The organism is Rhodococcus sp. NPDC059969 (genome assembly GCF_042738325.1).
Classification (GTDB): Bacteria; Actinomycetota; Actinomycetes; order Mycobacteriales; family Mycobacteriaceae; genus Rhodococcus_F.
On record NZ_JBHWUF010000004.1, the window covers coordinates 227476 to 250568 of the forward strand.

Sequence of the window (23093 nt, forward strand, 5' to 3'; positions counted from 1 at the left end):
CCCTCCGTAAAGCTTCTCGCTATGACGGAATCGACGTTATTGCAGCGCAAGTGGTCTCCGCGTCGGAGCGCGGGGCGATCTTGGAAAGCCCGGAGTCATCCCGGGGTAGGACTGAACAGAGCTGCTCGTCAGCCCTCGGTACCGAGGAGATCAGCGCGCCGGACAAGTCCGACCTGGAAAGCGAAGACGACTGCCTGCACACGATCACGTGAATGGGTCTTCGAAAGAACCCGTCCGACATGGGTTTTCACTGTCGTCTCAGAGACGTGGAATTTCGCGGCGATCTCCGAATTGGACAGCCCGTACGCCATGGCCTCGAGCACCTCGACCTCGCGCGGTGTCAACTCTTCGGGCAACTGCGCTTCGGGCGCCGAGCCTTCCAGGAGCGGTCCGACGTGTTGTAGCAGTCGCCGAGTGGCCCGGGCTTCGATCACCGCGTCCCCGCGGTGCACGGTGCGGATGGCGTCGAGCAACTGCTCCGGTGGCACGTCCTTGAGCAGGAATCCGCTGGCGCCCGCCCTGATGGCCGACATCACGTACTCGTCGTTGTCGAAGGTGGTGAGCACCACGACCTTCGGCGCATCGGGGTCGGCCAGGAGCCGACGAGTCGCCTCGATGCCGTCCATCTTCGGCATCTGGACATCCATCAGGACAACGTCTACATGACGGGCGGCCAACTCGGTCAACGCCTGCTGACCGTCCGAAGCCTCGACCACCACCGACAGATCCGGCTGTGAGTCGATGACCATTCGAAAACCTGCGCGGACCAGCTGCTGATCGTCGATCAGTGCCACTGCGATCGGAGCCTCGTTTTCGTCCATGCCACTCACCTTAAGACCTTCGGACGTTTCAAGACCTACCCAGACGTTCGTTCGTACGGCAGGACGGCCCGGACGCTGTATCCGCCGCCCGATTTCGGTCCGGCGGTTACTTTGCCTCCGTGCAGTTTGGCTCGCTCGGCCATCCCGATCAGTCCCTGTCCGCCTGGTGACGATTCGACCAGCGCGGCGCTGCCGCCTCGTCCGTCGTCGGTGATACCGAGAACGAGTTCGGTGTCACTCCACGTCATCTCGACGCTCGCCTGAGCTCCCGGCCCGGCGTGCTTGAGAACGTTCGTCAGCGATTCCTGAACGATGCGGTACGCCGTCAACCCCGCGCCGGCGGAGAGTTCACGCGGTTCCCCGCTGACACTGACGGTGATATCGAGTCCGCTGCTGCGCAACTCGTGGAAGAGACTGTCGATGTCGCCGGCACCCGGGATCACCGAGAAATCGCGTGGTGTGTCCTCACGCAGGACTGACAGAAGCGATCGCATGTCGGTCAACGCCTGGCGCCCGGTGGAGGCGATGGTTTCGAGTGCCTGAATTGCAGCCTGAGGATCTTTGGCCGCACTGTAGCGTCCGCCGTCGGCTTGGGCGATGACGACCGTCAACGAGTGGGCGACGATGTCGTGCATCTCGCGCGCAATCCTCGACCGTTCGCTGATCGTCGCGATCTCCGCTTCCTGCGCACGCTCGAGTTCGAGAAGCCGAGCACGCTCGGTCAGACCTTCCAGTTGCTTGGTGCGCACTCGGCGCAGATCACCGAACGCCCAGACCGCGAGCATGAAGATCATGACGGCAACGGACTGCATGACCTGCGAGGACACGGGGATTCCGTCGTAGCCGAAGTATCGAACGGTCCCGGCAATCGAGCCGAGCAACGCAAGCACCAGGCCTGTGAGAGAACTCCACCGTGCGCCGTAAGCAGCAAGTGCGTACAGAGAGATGGGAACTACGACGGCGGACGCGAGCAGCGTATTGCCGATGACGATCACGTGCAGAACCGCGAACGCCGCGATGACCATGCCGGAGAGTTCCGGCCGTGAGCGTCGCCATGCCAGCGGAACGGTCATGCCCAGCGAGATGAACACCGCAAGCGGACTCGCCTCGACCGCAACGACAACGCTGAACAGTGCGGCAACCGTCGCAATGCAGATGTCCACACCGCGAGCATGATCCGCGCTCCAACGGACGAAGCGCTCACTAGTCGGAAAACGAGCCATGCCGCCAACAGTAGCTTTTACTCAGCTTCGGCAACTTCAACTCAGGTGCGGTAACCGCCGTCTTCGAGTCCGGCCTCGATTTCGAATCGGTTCCGCGGCCCCCTGTGACGCAGTTCCTCACGGAGGTACAACAACCCGAATGCGATTCCGTACCTGGCCCATTGGTCTGCGTGAACGGCCTCGTGCCGAAGGACGGATCGAGTCGTGTTCCGCTGGGTGAGATATACACCACCGAGAGTTGTTCCGCCTCTGGCGAACCCGCGGCGCAGTCCGGAGGCGACAAAGATTCCGGACTCGTCGTCGAAGCTGATGTCCGCGCCGAGAATCCCGGCGTACAGCAGGGCGACGCGGGTGACGAACGCGGACTGCGCGGTGCCCCGACTCGCTCGGATCAGCGGCAGCCCGCGTCGTGCACACACGAGAAGATCAGCCCAGCAGTTTTTCGCGGAGCGCCTTGTCCTTGTCGAGGACCATCGACTCAAGGCTCTCCTGGAACGCCACCATCCGCTGCTGCAGTGCGGGATCCGAAGCACCGAGAATCCGAGCAGCCAGCAGACCGGCGTTGCGAGCGCCACCGATCGACACTGTCGCCACCGGGACGCCGGCCGGCATCTGGACGATCGAGAGCAGAGAATCCATACCGTCGAGGTACTTGAGCGGCACCGGAACACCGATGACGGGCAACGGCGTAGCCGAGGCAACCATGCCCGGAAGATGCGCGGCGCCGCCGGCACCGGCGATGATGACCTTGATTCCGCGGCCGGAAGCTTCCTTGGCGTAGTCGAGCATCCGCTGAGGCGTGCGGTGCGCCGAGACGACACCGACCTCGAAGCGGATACCGAACTCCGCAAGAGCTTCGGCTGCAGCTTCCATGGTCGGCCAATCCGAATCGCTGCCCATGATCAGGCCGACCTGCGCGCTCTCACTCACCGTGTACATCCCATCCGTCGGTCCAAACTGCGTACGAAAGCCAATGTGCTGCGCGCTCGGCGCGTTCCCGAACTGCGGCAACGTAATTCGGATCGTCGATGGATCCGGCGCCGCCCACGATGTTGACGTGTCCGATCTTGCGATCCTTGCGCTCACCCTTGCCGTACAGGTGGATCTTTGCGTCAGGCATCCGCGCGAACAGGTGATGGACACGCTCGTCCATCGTCATCTCGGGAGCTTCCGGCGCACCGAGAACGTTGGCCATCACGGTGACCGGCGCGATCGGCGACGTATCGCCGAGCGGGTAGTCGAGAACCGCGCGCAGGTGCTGCTCGAACTGAGAGGTGCGGGCGCCGTCCATCGTCCAGTGGCCGGAGTTGTGCGGGCGCATCGCCAACTCGTTGACCACGAGAGTGCCGTCGGTCGTCTCGAACAGTTCGACGGCCATCGAGCCGACCACACCGAGCTCCGACGCGATGCGCAGCGCCAACTGTTCGGCTTCCTCGGCAACGGCACTCGAAAGCTCGGGGGCAGGTGCGATCACGACAGCGCACTGGCCGTTGCGCTGAACCGTTTCCACGACCGGCCACGTAGCGCCCTGCCCGAACGGCGACCGCGCCACCATGGCGGACAGCTCCCGACGCATCGAGACCATTTCCTCGACGATCAGCGGAACACCCTTGTTGAGCTGCTCAGTGACGATGGCTTCTGCTTCGTCCTGATCGTCGGTGATCCAGACGCCGCGGCCGTCGTAGCCTCCGCGTGTTGCCTTGATGACGAGCGGCCAACCGTGTTCGGAGCCGAAACGCACGACGTCTTCCGCCCACGTCACTTCGGCGTACGCGGGTACGGGTGCGCCCAGTTCGGCAAGTTTGCGACGCATGAGCAGTTTGTCCTGAGCGAAGATCAGAGCCTGCGGCGGCGGCTGAACGTTCACGCCTTCGGCAACAAGAACCTCGAGGTGCTCGGTCGGCACGTGCTCGTGGTCGAAGGTGAGTGCATTGGAACCGACCGCTGCACGGCGGAGAGCATCGAGGTCGGTGTGGCTTCCCAATACGACGTCGGGACTGACCTGAGCCGCCGGTTCGTCCGCGGTCCCGGAGAGCACTCGGAGCGTCTGGCCCAGGGCCACCGCCGCCTGGTGCGTCATCCTGGCCAACTGTCCGCCACCGATCATGGTGACGACGGGCATGGATGCTTTTGCCGGTCGAGGGGTGGTCGGTCGGGCGGGGATCTGCGCGGGATCGTTGTTGCCGGTCACGGCTCTCTATGTTGTCATGTGCCGCGTTCGCCCGTTCATTCAGCGTTCCCAATCTGTGATTCTGCTGATGATTCCGCGGCAAATTGGTGGTAAAGCGGTTTCGTTTCGTAAACTCATCTGTTGTGCCATTTGTCGACGGGGTCATTGCCCGCATACCCCAACCGTTTCGTGACATCGCTCTGCGTCACAGCGAGCTGATCAAATTCGCGATCGTCGGCGGCACGACCTTCCTGATCGACTCCGGCATCTTCTACACACTCAAGCTGTCGATCCTCGAATCCAAGCCGATCACGGCCAAGATCATCGCCGGCGTCGTCGCGGTCATCGCGTCGTACATTCTCAACCGCGAGTGGTCGTTCAAGAACCGCGGCGGCCGTGAACCAGCGCACGAAGCTGCGCTGTTCTTCATCATCAGCGCCATCGGTGTGGTCATCAGCTTCATCCCGCTGTACATCTCCAGCTACGTCTTCAACCTGCGCGTACCCGAAGTGAGCTTGGCGACGGAGAACATTGCCGACTTCATCAGTGCGTACGTCATCGGAAACTTGCTGCAGATGGCGTTCCGATTCTGGGCCTTCCGCAAGTTCGTGTTTCCCGACGAGAATCCCGAACCGCTCGAACTGTCCGACACCACAGGATTGTCCGAAACCACAGCGCCTGACCCGATTATTCCTGAGGCCGAAGAGGAGCTCGGGCACTCCTGAGTTTTCGGTCAACGCGGTTCGCGGTGCGGAACGACGTCCGCGGGCGGAGCAGTGTTGGCCACCGGCAGGAAGACCGCGAACAGGGCAGGCTTACGCCGCTGCAGTTCCAATCGACCCCCGTCGGCTTCGATCAGAGCGCGTGCGAGCGCCAACCCGACGCCGGTGGACCCTGCCCCCGAGAACCCTCTGTCGAAGATATGGGGCGCAAGATCGTTCTCCACGCCGGCGCCCTCGTCGGTGACCTCGACGCACACCATCGAGTCACGACGAGACGAACTGCGCCCGGCACCGTCGATCAATCGGACAGACACCGTGCATGTGCCTTCACCGTGTTCGAACGAGTTGTCGACCAGAACGGAAACAGCTTCACGCAGACGCGAACCGGTGGTCGCGGCCATCACCGTGCGATCGCCTCGTAGGCGGAGCCTGCGCCCCTCTCCGTCGAACTGAGCCTGCCAGTCGCGGGTCACCTGTTCCAGCTCGCCGACTACCGACACCAAACTCGCCGATGACCCGCTGGTACGCGACGAGCGAATCAGATCGTCGATTCCGTCGGTGAGCCTGTCGACTTGAGCCATGGCTTCCTCTGCCTCGTTCACAACGTCAGGATCTTCGTGAACGGACAACTCGTCCAGGCGCAGCCGCACCGCGGTCAGTCGACTGCGCAGTTGATGCGACACGTCCGCGACCAGCGCGCGCTCTCGTTGCAGCCGCACGGAGATCTCCACGGTTGCCGCGTCGAGGACGTCGGAAACGCGGTCGAGTTCGGGGATGTCGTGCCGACGAGGATCTGGACGGAAGTCACCTTCGGCGAGGCGCGCCGCCCTGTCTGCTACATCCTGCAGCGGATCGGCAAGCCGACGCGCAGTGACCACGGCGACCACGGTGCCTGCCGTGATGGACAGAAGCACAAGTACGCCGACCGCCATCACCGCCTGCTTCTGCTGGGTGCGCAGGTTCTCCGACGGCACCTCGAGGCGCAACGAGCCGGAGGTGCCCATCGCGAGCGATTCGACGAGCGCGTTCTTGACCGTCGCCTCGCCGACGTCGACACGCGCAGCTCCGTCGACGGCAGTCGGATACACGACAACCAGGCGCCCGTCGTTGGGAGTGAGGACCTTGAGCGAATCGGTGTTCAACGCACCTTCGACGAGTCCGTTGGTCCCCTCTTGCGCAATGACCTCGGCGGCCATCCGGTCGAGTCGCACCCGGAGATCACTCCGCGTGACGTCCTCCACCCAGAGCCACGCCGTGTAGATCAGCGGAACCCCCAGCAGCAACGCCGTCATGATCACGACAGCGAGAATCGACTGCAATATGCGACGCCGCATGCCGGCAGTTCCTGATTCTCGAGAAGCTAATCGGTGTTGATTCGGAAACCGACACCGCGGACGGTGGCGATTCTGCGTTCCACGGCCGGGCCTTCGTCACCGATCTTTCGGCGCAGCCACGACATGTGCATGTCGAGTGTCTTCGATCCACGTAGCTCGACGTCGCCCCACACCTCGCGAAGGATCGTATCGCGCGAGACTACTTCCCCGGCATGCTCGAGGAGGACTCGCAGAAGTTCGTATTCCTTGTTGGCCAAGGCGATTTCGGAGCCGTTGACGAGTACGCGACGCGCCGCCGGCTCGAGCCTGATGCCACCGACCTCGACGATCGTGTCCTCGCGGCCACCGTGGCGACGCAAGAGTGCTCGCACACGTGCCATCAACTCGGCGAGACGAAACGGCTTACTGACGTAGTCGTCAGCGCCGGCGTCCAGGCCGACCACGAAGTCGACTTCGTCGGTCCTGGCGGTCAGCATCAGCACGGCGAGCGAGGTGCGATGCGCACGAATCTGTCGACACACTTCGAGGCCGTCCATACCGGGAAGGCCGAGATCGAGAATCAGCAGATCGAAATCACCTTCGAGCGCCTGCTGCAACGCAGCGGGTCCGGTCGGTTCGACCGTCACCGAATACCCTTCACGCCCCAATGCGCGGGAGAGGGGTGCAGCAATGGCCTCGTCGTCTTCGGCTAGCAATACGGCAGTCACACGAACAGACTACGGACAACACGCCTTTGCACGTTGATTACCAGCCATTTCGATCGTTCGGGTCGTCGTTTTCACCTGGCGGCCGCTGTGGCGGAGGCGGTGGTGGCTGCTGCGTGGAATCGAAAACCTGGTGATACAGCAGGGCGTGAACGTGCTCGACGTCCGGAATGTCGTCGAACTCGAGCGGATCGTCACTAGCAGAAGCGATGACCAGAGTTCCGGTCTTGAGCATTCGATCGATCAGGCCGTGGCGGAACTGAACATTGCTGATCCGCCCCATGGGAATGTCGATACCGGTGTGCGTGAGCACTCCGTGGCGGATGAGTACACGTCGATCGGTGACGATGAAATGCGTGAACTTCCAGACCGTGAACGGCGCAATCGATCTCCACGCCACGACGGCGAGCCAGACGATTCCGACGGCGATGGACGACACGGCCCGAGCCGTGCCGTCCAATCTCGTCTGAGCGAGGCCCAACAAGAACCCGGCGACGGCCGTGGCAAGCACGAACGTCAGCGCCGGAAGCACCAACATCTTCCAATGAGGATGGCGATGCAGTATCAGTTCCTCGTCCTGAGCGAGGGCGTCTTCGGGATATCCCATGACGGGAAGTCTGCCATCCCGCACCGACTTTCAGGCACACCGACTTTCAGGCACACCGACTTTCGGGCGGACGCTCAGGGCTGCGCGATCTTTCGCAGCACCAGCGGGGTCACGACGATGATGATGCCGTACAGCACCATCCACACACCGACCACGATGCGGAAAACGTCGAGTGAAAGTTCCGGCTGCAACAGGACGATTGCGCCGGCGACGATGCTGATGACTCCGAGCACTATCGAGAGCCCGCGATCAACCGTGTGGCCGGATGCCGCATCGACCAGGTCGAGCACGCCTCGGAATACCCACCACGCGCCGATCACCAATGCGATCAGGACCACGGTCTGCAAAGGGCTTCGGAGAACGAGGAATCCGAGGAGCACTGCCAACGCTCCGGAGATCGCGACCAACGTCCGGGTTCCACCCGTAGCCGTCACGTCCGCGAACGAACGGATGATCTGGACGAGTCCGAATCCGAACAGCTGAATCGCAATGACAACCGCCACCACGAACAGGGTGGCGTCCGGCCACGCGAGTACCGCGATACCCAGGCCCAAGGTGAGGACACCGAGCAGCACCGTCACGCCGGTGAGTACGCGGCGGGCGCTCTCGGCCGTCTCGGCTTCGGTCGGAACAACGATCGGTGTGGTCATGACGCCCCTAGGCAGCTAAGTAAATCCCGCAGTCGAGTGAAATGAAGGACGGACGGTTGGTTCGAAACAGGTCCGGGCCAAAAATTAGCACTTTGGTGCCAGAAAATCCGGCAAGGCTCACGATTCGGTTACCGGGGCGGCCCGAAGGTGTGTGATGTCACCCGCTGCGACCGCAAAGGTCTCTCCTTCTGCTCCCTCGATTTCGATGACGACGCGGCCGGAAGTGTCGACGTCGGTCGCGATACCGAACACCTCCTTGTCGCCCGGCAAAACCGCGCGGACTCGTTTACCCAGCGTCCCGCAGCGCTGCCGGTACTCGGCAGCCAACACAGATGTATCCCATTTCGATGATTCCCAAGCACGGAATTGCGTCGCCAACTCACGGGCGATTGCTCGAACGAGGGTGTCACGGTCGACGGTCGATGCTTCTTCGATCAGGAGCGATGTGGCGGTCGGGACGGGCAGTTCCTCGACACCCAAGCTCACGTTCAGTCCGATGCCCACCACCACCGCGGGATCGGGCGCCGTCCTTGCCACCTCGGCCAGAATTCCGGCCACCTTCTTGTCACCGATGAGAACGTCGTTCGGCCACTTGAGTTCTGCGGGCACTTCCGCCACGTTGCGCAATGCATCGACGACCGCGATTCCCGACAGCAGCGGGAGCCAGCCCATGTCTGCGAGATTCATTCCGGGCATCGACAACAGAACCGACATCGAGATCTGCGCTTGGGGCGGACTCACCCAAGTGCGCGAATGCCGGCCGCGCGCACTCGCCTGATATTCGGCGATCAGAACATGACGGTCGGCATCCGGATCTGCCGCTCGCGCAAGGAGATCCGCGTTCGTCGAACCGGTCTCCGCGACCACGTCGAGGCGGTTCCAGAAAACGCGCGCGTCGTCGTTGTCGCTGCGCACGAGTGCGCGGCGTAGGGCATTGCCGTCGAGGGGCGGTCGGTTCAAGTCGGTCCACATTGCCCCAGCCTATGACGACGGCGAGAATGTACTGGTCAGTAGCTTGAGCCCGCGAAACCGCGACAATCGGACCTGCCTTCGAAGCCCCCCACACACTCTCGTTAAGCTCACGTCCATGACCACTGTCCAAGAGCCGAACGCGCCGGAGGCGGCGGCCGCACCCGATATCCACACGACCGCGGGAAAGCTCGCGGACCTGCGGAATCGCCAAGCCCAGGCGCAGGCACCGAGCGGCGAAGCCGCCATCGACAAGGTGCACGCCAAAGGCAAGCTGACCGCCCGCGAGCGCATCACCGCCCTCCTCGACGAGGGCTCCTTCGTCGAACTCGACGCACTGGCACGGCACCGAAGTGTGAACTTCGGTCTCGCTGACAACCGCCCGGTCGGCGACGGCGTCGTCACCGGTTACGGCACCATCGACGGCCGCGACGTCTGTGTCTTCTCGCAGGACGCCACCGTCTTCGGCGGATCGCTCGGCGAAATCTACGGTGAGAAGATCGTCAAGGTCATGGACCTCGCGATCCGCACCGGTCGCCCCCTCGTCGGCATCAACGAAGGTGCAGGCGCGCGCATCCAGGAAGGCGTCGTCTCGCTCGGTCTCTACGGCGAGATCTTCCACCGCAACGTCCAGGCCTCGGGTGTCATCCCCCAGATCTCACTGATCATGGGACCCGCCGCCGGCGGCCACGTCTACTCCCCCGCGCTGACCGACTTCGTCGTCATGGTCGACGAGACCTCCCAGATGTTCGTCACCGGCCCCGACGTCATCAAGACGGTCACCGGTGAAGACGTCACGATGGAAGACCTCGGCGGTGCTCGCACCCACATGGTCAAGTCCGGTGTCGCCCACTACGTCGCTTCCGGCGAGCAGGACGCACTCGACTACGTCAAGGACCTGCTCAGCTACCTGCCGTCCAACAACCAGGCAGCAGCTCCCCGCGGCGAGATCACCGACCCCATCGTCGGTTCGATCGAAGAAAGCCTGACCGCCGAGGACATCGAACTCGACACCCTCATCCCGGATTCGGCCAACCAGCCGTACGACATGCACGAGGTCATCCGTCGCATCCTCGACGACGACGAGTTCCTCGAGGTCCAGGCCGAGCGCGCGATGAACATCATCGTCGGTTTCGGTCGCGTCGACGGACGCTCGGTCGGCATCGTCGCCAACCAGCCCACCCAGTTCGCCGGCTGCCTCGACATCGACGCGTCCGAGAAGGCCGCTCGCTTCGTGCGCACCTGCGACGCGTTCAACGTCCCGATCATCACCCTCGTCGACGTTCCCGGCTTCCTCCCCGGAACCGAGCAGGAATACAACGGCATCATCCGCCGCGGCGCGAAGCTCCTCTACGCGTACGGCGAAGCAACGGTCGGCAAGATCACGGTCATCACCCGCAAGGCGTACGGCGGAGCGTACGACGTCATGGGCTCCAAGCACATGGGCGCCGACGTCAACCTGGCATGGCCCACCGCTCAGATCGCCGTCATGGGTGCATCCGGAGCAGTCGGATTCGTCTACCGCAAGCAGCTTCTCGAAGCCGCCAAGAACGGCGAAGATGTCGATGCATTGCGCCTCAAGCTGCAGAACGAGTACGAGGACACACTCGTCAACCCGTACGTCGCCGCTGAGCGCGGATACGTCGACGCAGTCATTCCCCCGTCGCACACCCGCGGACAAATCGTTTCCGCATTGCGACTGCTCGAGCGCAAGGCCGTTTCCCTTCCGCCCAAGAAGCATGGGAACATTCCCCTATGACCGCAACCACCGAGGACATTCTCAGCGAAGATGTCGCACTGGCGGAGACTGCACCGACCAACGGTGCAGTCGTCGAGGGAAGCGCGACGGACGTTTCGCTCACCGAGCTGACCGAGACGTCGACCTCCGACGCATCGGTCATCAAGATCGTCAAGGGTTCGCCCACCGACGTCGAGATCGCGGCACTGGTCAGCGTGCTCGCTGCAGCTGCCGGCAGCGGTCAGGCTCCCGAGTCCAATGTTCCCGCGGAGACCTGGGGCGATCCGACTCAGTTCCACCGCACGCGTGCGCCGTTCTCGCCGTACGCGTACCTGAACCCCGCGATCCGTCGCAGCTGACAATCAGTATCTGCTGACGTGACTCAACTGGTTCTAGCTTCCGCGTCCCGGGCACGCCTCGCAGTTCTGCGGGCGGCCGGGGTTTCGCCGCTTGTCCGTGTCTCCGGTGTCGACGAGGACAAGATTGCCGACAACCTCGGCCCCGACGCCGCTCCCGAAAAAGTCGTGACGGTGTTGGCCGAAGCCAAGGCCGCCGAAATCGTCCCCGGCCTCGCCGCCGACAATCTCACCGACGTCGTGGTTGTCGGGTGCGATTCGATGCTCCTGATCGACGGGCAGCTTCAAGGTAAGCCGGGCAGCGTCGATATCGCCCGAAAGCGATGGGCTGCAATGGCCGGTCGCAGCGCCACCCTCTTGACCGGGCACTGTGTCCTGCGCGTGGCCGACGGGCGCATCGTTCGCATGGCCTCGGATCACAGCGCAACGGTCGTTCATTTTGCGCAACCTTCCACCGAGGACCTCGAGGCATACCTGGCAACGGGCGAGCCGCTCCAAGTTGCCGGAGCATTCACCCTCGACAGTCTCGGCGGCTGGTTCGTGGAGAGGATCGAGGGCGATCCCTCGAGCGTCATCGGTATCGGATTACCTTTGGTGCGAACACTTCTCGAGCGCGTTGGAGTTTCCGTCTCGGATCTCTGGCGTACGCAGAGCATCTTCTGACGCGTTTTCTCCAAGCCCGTTTTCCCCAAACACGTTTTCTCCAAGCACCACTGACCAGCTTCGCATCGGGTCCATGCCGATGCGAAGCTGGTCTTTTTGTTGTCCCTGAAGAGGTTTGCGACTTCAGGTTTTGAAGGTGGTGTTCGCCGGCCGCGGGTGCTGCCCGGGGTCGATGGAGAGCGGCGGGATGAACCACGGTTTGTTGTCGACGCCGATCCGGATTTCCCACTTGCCGACGAACCCCGATTTCCGGTGCATCAAGCGGTGATGTGAACGGCACAGTAGGACAAGGTTGTTCATCACCGTCGGACCACCGTTAGCCCAGTGCCGGATGTGGTGCGCATCGGTCCACGCCGGTACGCATGAACACCCTGGGAACGCGCAGCCCTTGTCGCGGGCAATCAACGCCACTCTCTGTTCGGCGTTGACCAACCGTTTTCCGGGTCTCGCATCCAACGGCGCGCCGTGAGCGTCCAGCAGGACGGTCGAGAGGAAACAATCACACCCCAACAACCTCGTCTGAGACACCGACAGCGGTCCCAACCATGGCATGTGCCCGACATCAAGATCCGACGGAGACTCTTCACCATCAGAAGGCGCGGCGGCACAATCCCGATGCTCAGCCAAATCACGGGCGTTGATGTGCACGTTCACATGCGGTCGTTGACCACCATCGGTTCCGGTCTTGGCGCAGTCCAGATATCGGCGGATCAGTTCGGTGAACCCGTCCGCGGTCCGCTTTGCTGCGGACCGGGCGTCGGGGGTTCCGTCCGGTGCTGGGGTCGGCATCGTCAGGTTCGACAACGCCGACAGCAACATTTCGCCGGTGAGAGCGTCGAAATCCCCGCGCACCACCACCCGACCGTTCAAGGTCGAAGCGATGCGGAGCTCGTTGCGATCCACATCTTCGGCCGGCGGAATCTCATCGGATTCGAAAACGCGCTCCAACGTCGCGATCACGTGCCGCACCTTCGTCGTCGTCGCCTCCACCCCCGACGCAGCCGCCAACAACAAATCGATGCAGCGTGGCATTGCTTCCTCCGGCATCCCCTTCCTCCGGCATCCCCTTCGGCGGGGATTCACAGAACGCGACGATCAAGACGGCGTGATCGAACGAGCAATCCCCATCATCGAAGCCTGCCGCCACGGCCGGGAACGGGCGCAGCGCGGCGCCCAGGGCGGCGATCTTCTTCCCGTCCCGAACCTGCAGCATCGTGTTCGCCGCCAACCATGACCCAACTCCGCGGCTGGCGATCACCTGATCATCGGGGCGCATCGCCAGTTCGTCGACCACCGCCACCCGAACGGCTTCCAGCCGCAGAATCTCCGCACTCGCCTCGATAGCAGCCTTACGCAACTCGGCAGCAGACAACTGCCACAGGCGTCCGCGTAACCCCACCGCAGAACCCGACACCACTTCCGATGACAAGACACTCATAGAATCCCCCGATCCCCTACACACAGGATACTCGAACACCCGTTCGAGTCAAGGGCAAATTCTCAGACTGGCGAATTGACCCGAGGTAGGGCAGTCGACGCCAATCCGATGCCGAGCGCAATTGCTGCGATGATCGCGAGTACACGGCGCTGAGCTTCGAGAAACGCTTCGCCGGCAGCGGCCCGAGTGGATGCGTACGCGGCATCAACTGCTACCTGAACGGATTGACCCCCGGCACCAGCGGAGCCGTCGCGGCGACATTGCGGCGCCACCTCCATCGGTGTTCCCGATGCCAATTGACTTGTCGCACAATCGACAAAGGCCTTTTCTGCGATGTCGACGAGACCAGGGGCCACGCCGGCCGCTTCGAGGTATGCAACGTATTCAGGCCGCTCCCCCTGCACCGCTTGCGGAGCCTGCCCTGCCACGAGCGAGAAGAACACCACGCCGATCAATGCCAGTCCGATGGAGCTACCGACCTGCTGAACGGTCGGGAGAAGCCCGGACACCGAACCTGCGTGCGCCGGCTCGACCGTCGCGAGGATCGCGGTTTGCAGAGGTGCCACGAACAGTCCCAGCCCAGCGCCTCCCAGAAGCAGTGGCCCGGCGAGCGCCAGCCAGCGCGGATCAGTTCCCTCGTGTTCGAGGATGACCGACAATGCGATCAGCGAGCCGGCAAAAACCACCATCCCCAGAATCAGGACACGGTTTCCGAGCATCCGGTACACCGCCGATGAGAGAACTGCCGCCACACCCATGCCGACGGCCCACGGCAGGGTCATCACTCCCGCTCTCAGCGCGGAGAATCCGAATCCGAACTGGAGCGTCAAGCTGATGGTGAAGATTAGCGAAGTCAAGGTCCCGAAGAACACGAAGGCAAGAATCGCACCGATGGCAAAGGCTCGGTCGCGGAAAAGCTCGAGACGAAGGACGGGATCGCCGCCTCGTTTCCCCAGACGCGATTCGTAGAGCACAAAGGCCAATGCCACCGGCACAGACATCGCGAGCATCACCACCAGCCCTGCCGGCCATCCACGCGCCCTCCCCTCGGCCAGGGGAAGGATCAGCAGGAACAGCGCCAGCGACGACAGCGCAGCGCCGATCAGGTCGAGTGAGCGCACATGCTCGGCGCGAGCATCGACGAGATGGAAGAACCCGAGGATCAAGGCGGCGATACCGATGGGGACGTTGACGAAAAAGATCAGCCGCCAACCCCAGTCGAAGAGATTCCATTCGATGAGCAGCCCGCCGACCAGGGGTCCACTGACCGTTGCCAGCCCTATCGTCGCTCCGTAGATCCCGAACACCCGCGGATGCCTCGCCTTCGGGAACAGACCCGAGATGATGGCAAACGTCTGCGCCGACATCGAACCGGCCGCCAGCCCTTGCAGGCCGCGGAAGACGATCAACATCGTCGCGCTCTGAGCAAGCCCGCACAGCAACGAGGCTGCGACGAATACGGACAGGGCGGTCAGAAACACAACCCTGCGACCGAACAGGTCCCCCAGCCGGGCCGCGGTGATCAAGGAACACGCGAAGGCCAGGATGTACACACTGACCATGAGCAACTGCGCTGAGACGCCGGCTTGAAGATCGACGGCGATGCTCGGTAGCGCGACATTGACGATGGTTGCGTCGAGCAACTGCATGAACGCCGCCGCCAGACTCGTGGCCAAACCGAGCCAGGGCGTCAGAGAAGTTGATCGCCGTCCGCCCTTGTGGTCGGCGCCGACAGCGTCACCTAAAGGGTCCGGAAGCACCGAATGATCCTAATCGACACGACCCTTCTAGAACCTGTTCTTGTTTAGATTGTAGTATTTCGGACAATTCAGTCCCGCAGATGGGATAGTTCGTCGTCTGCCCATTTTCAGAGCAGGCTTCTCGACGACACACGCAGGAGTTCTACTCGATGGATCTGAACTTGATCACCCATTGGCACCCGCTTCCTGGACGGGTAATCGAATGGGGCGTCACGCATGCTTCCGCTCAGCGAGCCGCCGAAGCCGAGATCGACCGAGAACTACCCCCGACCACGATGCAGGATCGCCACCTGCGACGCGCCCGCGTCACCGCAGAAAAGGGCGATCCTCAGTCTCCGTGGATCGGTATCGCCTTCGATTTCGCCGGAACCCTCGACCGCGACGCCATGACGCGAGCCCTGCAGCGATACGTCCGACGCCACGACACACTGCACAGCTGGTTCTCCTTCGACGAGGCCACCACCGACGCAGCGGACACCTCGTTCGAGGTCCGTCGACACGTCGTGCCGGTCGAGAGCATCGAACTCGAGTACCGCATCGGCGACGACGTCTCCGAAGCCGAGGCGATTCGCGCGCTCGTCGCCACCAAATTCGCCACGGAAACCAGCGCGCTGCAGTGGCCGGCATTCGTTTTCGGCGCCGTCGAGCACGATCACACGCACACGGAAGCCGAGCCGAGTTTCACCCTGTTTCACGCCGTCGACCACGCTCACTCGGACATGAACTCGATGGTCCTGATGTACGCAGAATTGCGTCAGCTGTATGCAGCGGAAACGACCGGGACACATCCCGAGCTAGGCCCTGCGGGAAGTTACGCGCAGTTCGGCCGAGTCGAGCAAGCACGGACAACCGAGCTGACGATGCAGTCACCCGAAGTACACCAGTGGCTCGGTTACCTCATGCGCAGCGGCGGCTCGTTCCCCGGATTTCCCCTCCCGCTCGGCGCCGACGACGCCCCCAAACCGGCTATCGGTTCGCGATTCGACCTGGCCGACGACACCGAGTGCGAAAAATTCGGTGCGATTTGTAAAGCCAACGGCGCCAACTTCATCGGCGGAATTTTCACCGCCCTCGCGATCGCGGAATTCGAACTGGCCGGGCGCGACAAGTACATCGCTCTCTCGCCGGTCAGCACGCGAACCGAGGCCGACTCGTTTGCGCAGGGTTGGTACATCAATCTGATCCCCGTCGGCATCGACGTCGACGACAAACGACGTTTCACCGAGTTGGCGAAAGTCGGGCAGCAGGGTTACCACGACGGCAAGGCACTGCTCGATGTCTCTGTGCAGCAAGTCATCGACCTGGTTCTGTCGAGCTTGGCCGACTCGGATTCCGCTCCCGGCGGACTGTCGAAAACGCTCACCCCGCCGCCGATCGTCTCGTACATCGACGGTCGACGCATGCCGGATCCATACAGTTACGTCGAGACGAAGGCAACGGGAATCGTCGGCGGCAAAGAGACTCAGATCGCGTCGATGTGGATCAACCGGATGCACACCGGTACGTGGATCGCCGTGTCACACCCCGACACCCCCATTGCCCACGAGTCGGCCACCCGCTTCGCCGAGCACGTCTCCAACATCATCAAAACTGTTGCAGCTCAGGGCGACTACTCGTTCTCCGCACCAGAGGGAGTGTCCTGATGCATGTCACCTCGATCGATCGATACGGACTCGAGCCCGGAATCGTCACCGAATGGTCGCTCCAACCCGCTGACGGCGCCGTCACGGAGTCGGAGGTACCACCGTCGTACAACCAGCATTTTCATCTCGAAACTGCGCGAACACACGGCATGGGCCGGAGTGTGTGGATGGCAGCCGCATTCGACCTTCCCGGCGAACTGAATCGGCCGGCACTCGATCTCGCACTGCGCCTGTTCATCAGTCGCCATGACACGCTGCACACGGGATTCGAGGTGGGCGAGTTCACCACCACCCGAATGGGACTCGACCCTGACGGCACACACATCGAGACTTCCGAGCCTCTGAAATTCGATTCCACCGAAGAACTACGAGCGCACCTCAAGAAGCGATTCACGACGGTGTGCGATCCCCTGACCTTCCCTGCCTACACGTTTGCCACGGTCGAACGCGAAGAGCACTACACGGTTCTGAGCGCGTTCGATCACACACTCGTCGACGGCTATTCGTTGGTCATCGCCCTCGGGGAACTGCGACAGATCTACGAGGGACTGATCGTCCTCCCCGAACTCGGCGACCGCGAGGCCGTCGACGCAGTGATGAACCGGCTGGGTGACCCGGGAAGTTTCGTGCGGTACTGCGAATTGGAGGCCGACGCTCTGCTTCCCGTCGACAACGACCCCCGAATCCGCGAGTGGGCCAGGTTCTACGAGATCTGCGGCGGTACATCGCCGAGCTTCCCCTTGGATCTCGGCGTCGAAGGAGGAAAGCCCGCGCCGCAGGGCGCCGATGTGCGCGTGCTGCTCGACGAGGAATTGACGGCGACGTTCGACGAGATCTGCCTCTCCGCCGGCGGTAGCGTTTTCACCGGAATCCTCACTGCGATGGGCCTTTCCGTTCACTCGTACACTGGGCAGTCGACACTTCCGCTGCAATTCCCGCTCCACATCCGCAAAGATCCGCGATGGGCCGACGCGATCGGTTGGCTCACCACGAGTGCGCCGATCACGGTGCAGATCACTCCCGATACGGATTTCGGTGCATCCCTTGCACATACGCACGCGTCGTTCCGAGTTGCGTTGACGCTCGAAGGCGTCACCATGGCTCAGGTCCGAGATGCTTTGGGCGACAAGATTCGACGCACGCGCACCGACGTCTTCATGGTGTCGTACATCGACTACCGCAAACTTCCCGGCACCGACGATCACGATCTCCTCAATGCTCATCACATCAGCAACGTGACGGTCGCCGACGATGCCCAGTTCTGGATTTCGCGGACGAACCGCGGTCTCTCGCTGCGCTCTCGCTTCCCGGACACCGACACCGCAAACGAAACCATGGTGAATTTCCTCACCGAACTCGACCGGATTCTGAGAGAGGTCTGCGCCCGGGGCGTGACGCCGATCGGAAGTGTCACCGAACAATTGAGAGATTCGAGCGTCGGAGCAGGAACACCGAGAATTTAGTTTCGGCAACGGGTACGAGCAGGCAGAACCTGCTTCCAGGCGTCTCGCCTTGCGCACAGCGCATAGAATCGATCAAGTCCGTGTTCGAACCGAACGATTCGTCTTCAGGAGTACGCCCGTGCCCGTTGCCCCCGATCCCTCCACCGCGTTTGCCGAGTTCGCGCATCCCGACCGGTTGGTCTCGACGGAATGGCTCTCGGCGAATCTCGGTGCGCCGGGTCTCAAGGTCGTCGAATCCGATGAAGACGTGTTGTTGTACGACGTCGGCCACATCCCCGGTGCCGTCAAGATCGACTGGCATCTCGACCTCAACGATCCGGTCACCCGCGACTACATCGACGGCGCAAAGTTCGCGGAGTTGATGAACCGCAAGGGCATCAGCCGCGACGACACCGTGGTCATCTACGGCGACAAGAGCAACTGGTGGGCCGCGTACGCACTGTGGGTCTTCACCCTGTTCGGCCACGAGGACGTCCGCCTGCTCGACGGTGGCCGCGATGCGTGGATCGCCGAGAACCGCGACACCGCTTTCGACGTTCCCGACATCACGTCGACCGATTACCCGGTCGTCGAGCGCAACGACGCTCCCATTCGCGCATTCAAGGACGACGTCCTCGCACACTTGGGCGACGGGCCGCTCATCGACGTGCGATCTCCGCAGGAGTACACCGGCGAGCGCACCCACATGCCCGACTACCCCGAAGAGGGTGCGTTGCGCGGTGGACACATCCCCAGCGCTCTCAGCATTCCCTGGGCGAAGGCAGCGGCCCCGGACAGCCGCTTCCGCACCCGCGCGGAACTCGGCGAGATCTACGGCGACCTGTCCGCCGACGACGACATCGTCGCGTACTGCCGCATCGGTGAGCGTTCCAGTCACACCTGGTTCGTGTTGACCCATCTCCTCGGCTACCCGAATGTTCGGAACTACGACGGTTCCTGGACCGAGTGGGGCAATGCCGTGCGCGTCCCGATCGTCCAGGGCGAACAGCCCGGCGCCGTTCCTTCCTCCGTATCGGCGTCATGAGCGCTCTACCTTCGGCTCTGGCCGAAATCGTCGAAGACTTCGCAGCCGTCGGAGCCTCGGACAAGCTCACCCTTCTCCTCGAGTTCAGCCGAGAACTGCCGCCGTTGCCGGCGGAGCTCGAACAGAGCGCGATGGAGCCGGTCCCCGAATGCCAGTCGCCGCTGTTCCTCTCGGTCGACGATTCGGACCGCGACAACGTTCGCCTGTACTTCAGCGCTCCCCCCGAGGCTCCCACCACGCGTGGTTTCGCATCGATCCTCGCGCAGGGGCTCGACGGTCACAGCGCCGACGAGATTCTCGGTGTACCCGACGACTTCTATTCGGCACTCGGTCTCGCAGAAGCTGTGAGCCCGCTCCGTCTGCGCGGAATGTCGGCCATGCTCGCGCGCATCAAGCGGCACTTGCGGGGCTGAAAACATGGAGTTCACCGAACTGGCCGACTATGCGATTCCGGCCGGCGCACTCGTCGAATGGTTGCCGTGCGCAACCGGGCCCTGGGTTCCGGATCCGCGGCCCGTCTCCTACATTCACGAGGCACATCTCAACCGTTCCGCTGCCGGCGCAGGCGACAAGTCTTGGCTGGGAACAGCTTTCGAGATTTCCGGCCCGCTCGACGTCGACGCCTTCCGAGTTGCACTCGGCCGGTGGATCGACCGTCATGAAGTTCTGCGCTCGCATACCGTCCTCGAACCCTCGAGCGGCGAGATCACCCGGCACACCGTCCCGATCGGCGGCATCGACATCGGGGTCGTCAGCCACGGCTACGACGCGTCCAGCCAGGACAACTTCGATCACCTTCACCGCCTGTTCGACGACTACGCGTCGCCGCACAGTTGGCCGTCGTACGTCTTCGCGACGTTGACGCCGCGCGGTGGCGACGGTCCGTTCACCGTGTTCTTCGCAGCGGACCATTCGATCATCGACGGGTTTTCCATCGTGCTCGTCGCTCACGAGATCGCAGCGCTGTACCGCGAGGCGACGACCGGCAGTGCGGCGAATCTGTTCCCCGTGGGCAGCTACGTCGATTTCGGTGCCGTCGAACGCGAGCAGATGGCCGACATGGAGGCCGAAAAGGCTGCGGTCGAGATCTGGCGCGGCGCGCTCGGCAGTGACGGATTACCCCAGTTCCCGCTACCGATCGGTGAACGTGGAAACGAATCTCAGAACGGCTTGTCGACCTGGCTTCTCGACGCCGACCAGTCCAAGGCCTTCAGTTCTACGTGCGCAGCCTCTGGCGTGGGGTATTTCGCCGGACTGCTCGGCGGCCTTGCCGCCGTGGGTCGTGAAGTCGCGGCTGCCGATCGATTCGAGGTCGTGACGCCGGTTCACACCCGTAGCGCCCAGGAATGGGCGGGTGCGCTCGGCTGGTTCGTCGGACTGTGCCCAGTCGAATTCGTGGTCGGATCGGACTGTTCGTTCGGCGACCTCGCGAAGCGCGCCGCCGACTCGATCGCTTCGGTCAAGCCTGCCGCCGCTGTCCCGTTCGATCGGATCGGCGAGCACCTCGGAACGCCCATCCGACCGCGATTCGTGGTGTCCTACATGGACGTTCGCTTTGTACCCGAGGCCGCTCAATGGCCCGAGTGGAACGCCAGAGCACTCCGAAGCAAGGCATACACGCACGACGTCTACATCTGGATCAACCGCACACCCCAGGGCCTCAACCTCGCAGTCAGGTACCCAGGCAACGAGACGGCGAATGCCGCGGTCCACGCCTACGTGGCCGCACTGCGCCGGACCGTCGAAGAAATCGTCACCGAACCGGACACCGGCACCCCCGACAGCTACTCATCGGTAGTTTTCGAAACCGTTTCCTAAGCCGGAGTGGGCTTTAGCGATCCGGTTACAACCAGCCCCGAAGCGATGCATACACTCCGAAGTGATGCCAATCCCCCGATGGTGAAATCCCAGAGGAATACACCGCGGAGACAGACTATGCGAACCACAGGAGGCTCAGTGCCCAGTCATGCCAGCGCGCACATTACGAAGGTGCTTGTCGCGAACCGCGGTGAAATCGCGGTACGGGTCATCCGGGCGGCCAAGGATGCCGGCTACGGCAGCGTTGCCGTCTACGCCGAGCCCGATGCAGAAGCGCAGTTCGTGAAGCTCGCAGACGAGGCATTCGCCCTCGGTGGACAGACGTCCGCCGAGTCCTACCTCGTGTTCGACAAGATCCTCGACGCAGCCAAGAAGTCCGGCGCCGACGCCATCCACCCCGGCTACGGTTTCCTCTCCGAGAACGCCGACTTCGCCCAGGCCGTCATCGACGCGAACCTGATCTGGATCGGTCCCTCGCCGCAGTCCATCCGCGACCTTGGCGACAAGGTCACCGCTCGCCACATCGCGGAGCGTGCGAAGGCACCGATGGCGGCCGGCACCAAAGATCCCGTCAAGGGCGCCGACGAGGTCGTCGCATTCGCCAAGGAATACGGCGTCCCGGTTGCGATCAAGGCTGCCTTCGGTGGCGGTGGACGCGGCATGAAGGTCGCCCAGACCATCGAGGAAATCCCCGAACTGTTCGAGTCGGCAACCCGTGAGGCCATCGCAGCCTTCGGTCGCGGCGAGTGCTTCGTCGAGCAGTACCTCGACAAGGCCCGCCACGTCGAAGCTCAGGTCATCGCCGACCAGCACGGCAACGTCGTCGTCGCCGGTACCCGCGACTGCTCGCTGCAGCGTCGCTTCCAGAAGCTCGTCGAAGAGGCTCCGGCCCCCTTCCTGACGGACGACCAGCGCGCACGCATCCACGCGTCCGCGAAGGCCATCTGCAAGGAAGCCGGCTACTACGGCGCCGGAACGGTCGAGTACCTGGTTCAGGGCGACACCATCTCCTTCCTCGAGGTCAACACCCGCCTCCAGGTCGAGCACCCCGTCACGGAAGAGACCGCGGGCATCGACCTCGTGCGTCAGCAGTTCCTCATCGCCAACGGCGAAGAACTCTCCATCAAGGAAGATCCCACCCCGCGTGGACACTCCTTCGAGTTCCGCATCAACGGTGAAGACGCCGGACGCGGCTTCATGCCTGCCCCCGGCCCGGTCTCCGTCTACCGCGAGCCCACGGGCCCCGGCGTTCGCGTCGATTCCGGTGTTGTCGCCGGCGACGTCATCGGCGGACAGTTCGACTCCATGCTCGCCAAGCTCATCGTCACCGGAGCCACGCGTGAAGAAGCCCTCCAGCGGGCTTCGCGCGCCCTGGCCGAGTTCGAGATCGACGGCCTCGCGACCGTCCTCCCGTTCCACCGCCACATCGTCGAGAACCCGGCATTCGTCGGTGACGGCGAGAAGTTCGACATCTACACCAAGTGGATCGAAACCGACTGGGAAAACCCCATCGAACCGTACGCCGGTTCCGGTGCTCCCGCGGACGACGAGGACGAGGCTCTGCCGCGTCAGAACGTCGTCGTCGAGGTCGGTGGACGTCGCGTCGAGGTTTCTCTCCCGGGTCAGTTCTCGCTCGGCAACGGCGGCGGCGCTGCCTCCGGTGCTATCCGCAAGAAGCCGAAGGCGCGCAAGCGCGGCGGCGCCGGCGGAGGTGCAGCATCGGGTGACGCTGTCACCGCTCCGATGCAGGGCACCGTCGTCAAGGTCGCAGTGACCGAAGGCCAGGAAGTCGCCGAAGGCGATCTGATCGCGGTTCTCGAAGCGATGAAGATGGAAAACCCCGTCAACGCGCACAAGGCCGGTGTCGTCACCGGACTGTCCGTCGAGCCGGGTGCAGCAATCACGCAGGGAACGGTTCTCGCTGAACTGAAGTAAGGCCTCCTGCCCCGTGCGCCTTTCCGGTAGTCCCCACTACCGGAAAGGCGCACAG

Annotated in this window: 21 protein-coding genes and 1 pseudogene; 10 read left to right on the top strand and 12 right to left on the bottom strand. The window is 63.1% G+C overall.

Annotation, left to right across the window (positions count from 1 at the left end):
• Nucleotides 1-128 precede the first annotated feature (128 nt).
• Genes ACFWAD_RS14845 through ACFWAD_RS14865 form a run of 5 tightly spaced genes read right to left on the bottom strand, consistent with a single transcriptional unit; the run spans nt 129 to nt 4166 of the window.
• Complete coding sequence (locus ACFWAD_RS14845) at nt 129-821, bottom strand: response regulator (RefSeq protein WP_378534088.1); 693 nt, start codon at nt 819-821, stop codon at nt 129-131.
• 35 nt (nt 822-856) lie between these two features.
• On the bottom strand, nt 857-2044 hold the full coding sequence (locus tag ACFWAD_RS14850; RefSeq protein ID WP_347872076.1) for a sensor histidine kinase: 1188 nt from the start codon (nt 2042-2044) through the stop codon (nt 857-859).
• Nucleotides 2045-2085: 41 nt separating this feature from the next.
• Nucleotides 2086-2463, bottom strand: coding sequence for a hypothetical protein (locus ACFWAD_RS14855; RefSeq protein ID WP_378544932.1), 378 nt, complete (start codon nt 2461-2463; stop codon nt 2086-2088).
• A gap of 7 nt (nt 2464-2470) precedes the next feature.
• Complete coding sequence (gene purE / locus ACFWAD_RS14860; RefSeq protein ID WP_039973205.1) at nt 2471-2983, bottom strand: 5-(carboxyamino)imidazole ribonucleotide mutase; 513 nt, start codon at nt 2981-2983, stop codon at nt 2471-2473.
• The gene (locus ACFWAD_RS14865) at nt 2967-4166 is read right to left on the bottom strand and encodes a 5-(carboxyamino)imidazole ribonucleotide synthase (RefSeq protein ID WP_378447830.1); all 1200 of its coding nucleotides are present in this window, start codon (nt 4164-4166) and stop codon (nt 2967-2969) included. The genes purE and ACFWAD_RS14865 overlap by 17 nt, the downstream gene beginning before the upstream one ends.
• Nucleotides 4167-4357: 191 nt before the next feature.
• Between ACFWAD_RS14865 and ACFWAD_RS14870 the strand changes: the two genes are divergently transcribed.
• Nucleotides 4358-4939, top strand: coding sequence for a GtrA family protein (locus tag ACFWAD_RS14870; protein WP_378544935.1), 582 nt, complete (start codon nt 4358-4360; stop codon nt 4937-4939).
• Nucleotides 4940-4947: 8 nt separating this feature from the next.
• Here the strand turns inward: ACFWAD_RS14870 and ACFWAD_RS14875 are convergent, their stop codons facing one another.
• The 5 genes from ACFWAD_RS14875 to ACFWAD_RS14895 all read right to left on the bottom strand — a co-directional run bounded on the left by ACFWAD_RS14875 (nt 4948) and on the right by ACFWAD_RS14895 (nt 9203).
• Complete coding sequence (locus ACFWAD_RS14875) at nt 4948-6270, bottom strand: HAMP domain-containing sensor histidine kinase (protein WP_283303545.1); 1323 nt, start codon at nt 6268-6270, stop codon at nt 4948-4950.
• 26 nt (nt 6271-6296) lie between these two features.
• Nucleotides 6297-6977 carry a response regulator transcription factor gene (locus ACFWAD_RS14880; RefSeq protein WP_003940916.1) on the bottom strand — a complete coding sequence of 227 codons (681 nt, stop codon included), beginning with the start codon at nt 6975-6977 and terminating at the stop codon, nt 6297-6299.
• Nucleotides 6978-7014: 37 nt separating this feature from the next.
• Nucleotides 7015-7581 carry a PH domain-containing protein gene (locus ACFWAD_RS14885; protein ID WP_317825425.1) on the bottom strand — a complete coding sequence of 189 codons (567 nt, stop codon included), beginning with the start codon at nt 7579-7581 and terminating at the stop codon, nt 7015-7017.
• A 74-nt stretch (nt 7582-7655) separates the two neighbouring features.
• Nucleotides 7656-8231 carry an HdeD family acid-resistance protein gene (locus ACFWAD_RS14890; RefSeq protein WP_230812521.1) on the bottom strand — a complete coding sequence of 192 codons (576 nt, stop codon included), beginning with the start codon at nt 8229-8231 and terminating at the stop codon, nt 7656-7658.
• A 117-nt stretch (nt 8232-8348) separates the two neighbouring features.
• Nucleotides 8349-9203 carry a biotin--[acetyl-CoA-carboxylase] ligase gene (locus tag ACFWAD_RS14895; protein ID WP_378447640.1) on the bottom strand — a complete coding sequence of 285 codons (855 nt, stop codon included), beginning with the start codon at nt 9201-9203 and terminating at the stop codon, nt 8349-8351.
• Nucleotides 9204-9318: 115 nt separating this feature from the next.
• On the opposite strand from ACFWAD_RS14895, the gene ACFWAD_RS14900 reads away from it, so the two are divergent.
• The 3 genes from ACFWAD_RS14900 to ACFWAD_RS14910 are packed head-to-tail and all read left to right on the top strand — an operon-like array spanning nt 9319 to nt 11957.
• Complete coding sequence (locus ACFWAD_RS14900; RefSeq protein WP_378544939.1) at nt 9319-10959, top strand: acyl-CoA carboxylase subunit beta; 1641 nt, start codon at nt 9319-9321, stop codon at nt 10957-10959.
• The gene (locus ACFWAD_RS14905; protein ID WP_230812517.1) at nt 10956-11297 is read left to right on the top strand and encodes an acyl-CoA carboxylase subunit epsilon; all 342 of its coding nucleotides are present in this window, start codon (nt 10956-10958) and stop codon (nt 11295-11297) included. The genes ACFWAD_RS14900 and ACFWAD_RS14905 overlap by 4 nt, the downstream gene beginning before the upstream one ends.
• An 18-nt stretch (nt 11298-11315) precedes the next feature.
• Entirely contained in the window at nt 11316-11957 is a 642-nt protein-coding gene (locus tag ACFWAD_RS14910) for a Maf family protein (protein WP_378544943.1), read from the top strand.
• Nucleotides 11958-12080: 123 nt separating this feature from the next.
• On the opposite strand, the pseudogene ACFWAD_RS14915 reads toward ACFWAD_RS14910, so the two are convergent.
• Together ACFWAD_RS14915 and ACFWAD_RS14920 are read right to left on the bottom strand one after the other, a co-directional pair.
• Nucleotides 12081-13395 (bottom strand): annotated as a pseudogene (locus tag ACFWAD_RS14915) (DUF222 domain-containing protein).
• 62 nt (nt 13396-13457) lie between these two features.
• Entirely contained in the window at nt 13458-15155 is a 1698-nt protein-coding gene (locus ACFWAD_RS14920) for an MFS transporter (protein ID WP_378544946.1), read from the bottom strand.
• A gap of 149 nt (nt 15156-15304) precedes the next feature.
• Here ACFWAD_RS14920 and ACFWAD_RS14925 point away from each other — a divergent pair, with 149 nt between their 5' ends.
• From ACFWAD_RS14925 to ACFWAD_RS14950, 6 genes are all read left to right on the top strand, one after another.
• The gene (locus ACFWAD_RS14925) at nt 15305-16798 is read left to right on the top strand and encodes a condensation domain-containing protein (RefSeq protein WP_378544949.1); all 1494 of its coding nucleotides are present in this window, start codon (nt 15305-15307) and stop codon (nt 16796-16798) included.
• Nucleotides 16798-18261 (top strand): condensation domain-containing protein, encoded by a 1464-nt coding sequence (locus ACFWAD_RS14930; protein ID WP_378544952.1) that lies wholly within the window; start codon nt 16798-16800, stop codon nt 18259-18261. The genes ACFWAD_RS14925 and ACFWAD_RS14930 overlap by 1 nt, the downstream gene beginning before the upstream one ends.
• A 118-nt stretch (nt 18262-18379) precedes the next feature.
• Nucleotides 18380-19285: a sulfurtransferase gene (locus ACFWAD_RS14935; protein WP_378544955.1), complete on the top strand. Its 906-nt coding sequence runs from the start codon at nt 18380-18382 to the stop codon at nt 19283-19285.
• A complete protein-coding gene (locus ACFWAD_RS14940; protein WP_317553297.1) occupies nt 19282-19698 on the top strand; it encodes a SufE family protein in 417 nt (138 codons plus the stop codon). Before ACFWAD_RS14935 ends, ACFWAD_RS14940 begins: the two co-directional genes overlap by 4 nt.
• Before the next feature lie 4 nt (nt 19699-19702).
• Nucleotides 19703-21103: a condensation domain-containing protein gene (locus ACFWAD_RS14945; protein ID WP_378544958.1), complete on the top strand. Its 1401-nt coding sequence runs from the start codon at nt 19703-19705 to the stop codon at nt 21101-21103.
• A 138-nt stretch (nt 21104-21241) separates the two neighbouring features.
• A complete protein-coding gene (locus ACFWAD_RS14950) occupies nt 21242-23038 on the top strand; it encodes an acetyl/propionyl/methylcrotonyl-CoA carboxylase subunit alpha (RefSeq protein WP_378534113.1) in 1797 nt (598 codons plus the stop codon).
• The last annotated feature ends 55 nt before the right edge of the window (nt 23039-23093 follow it).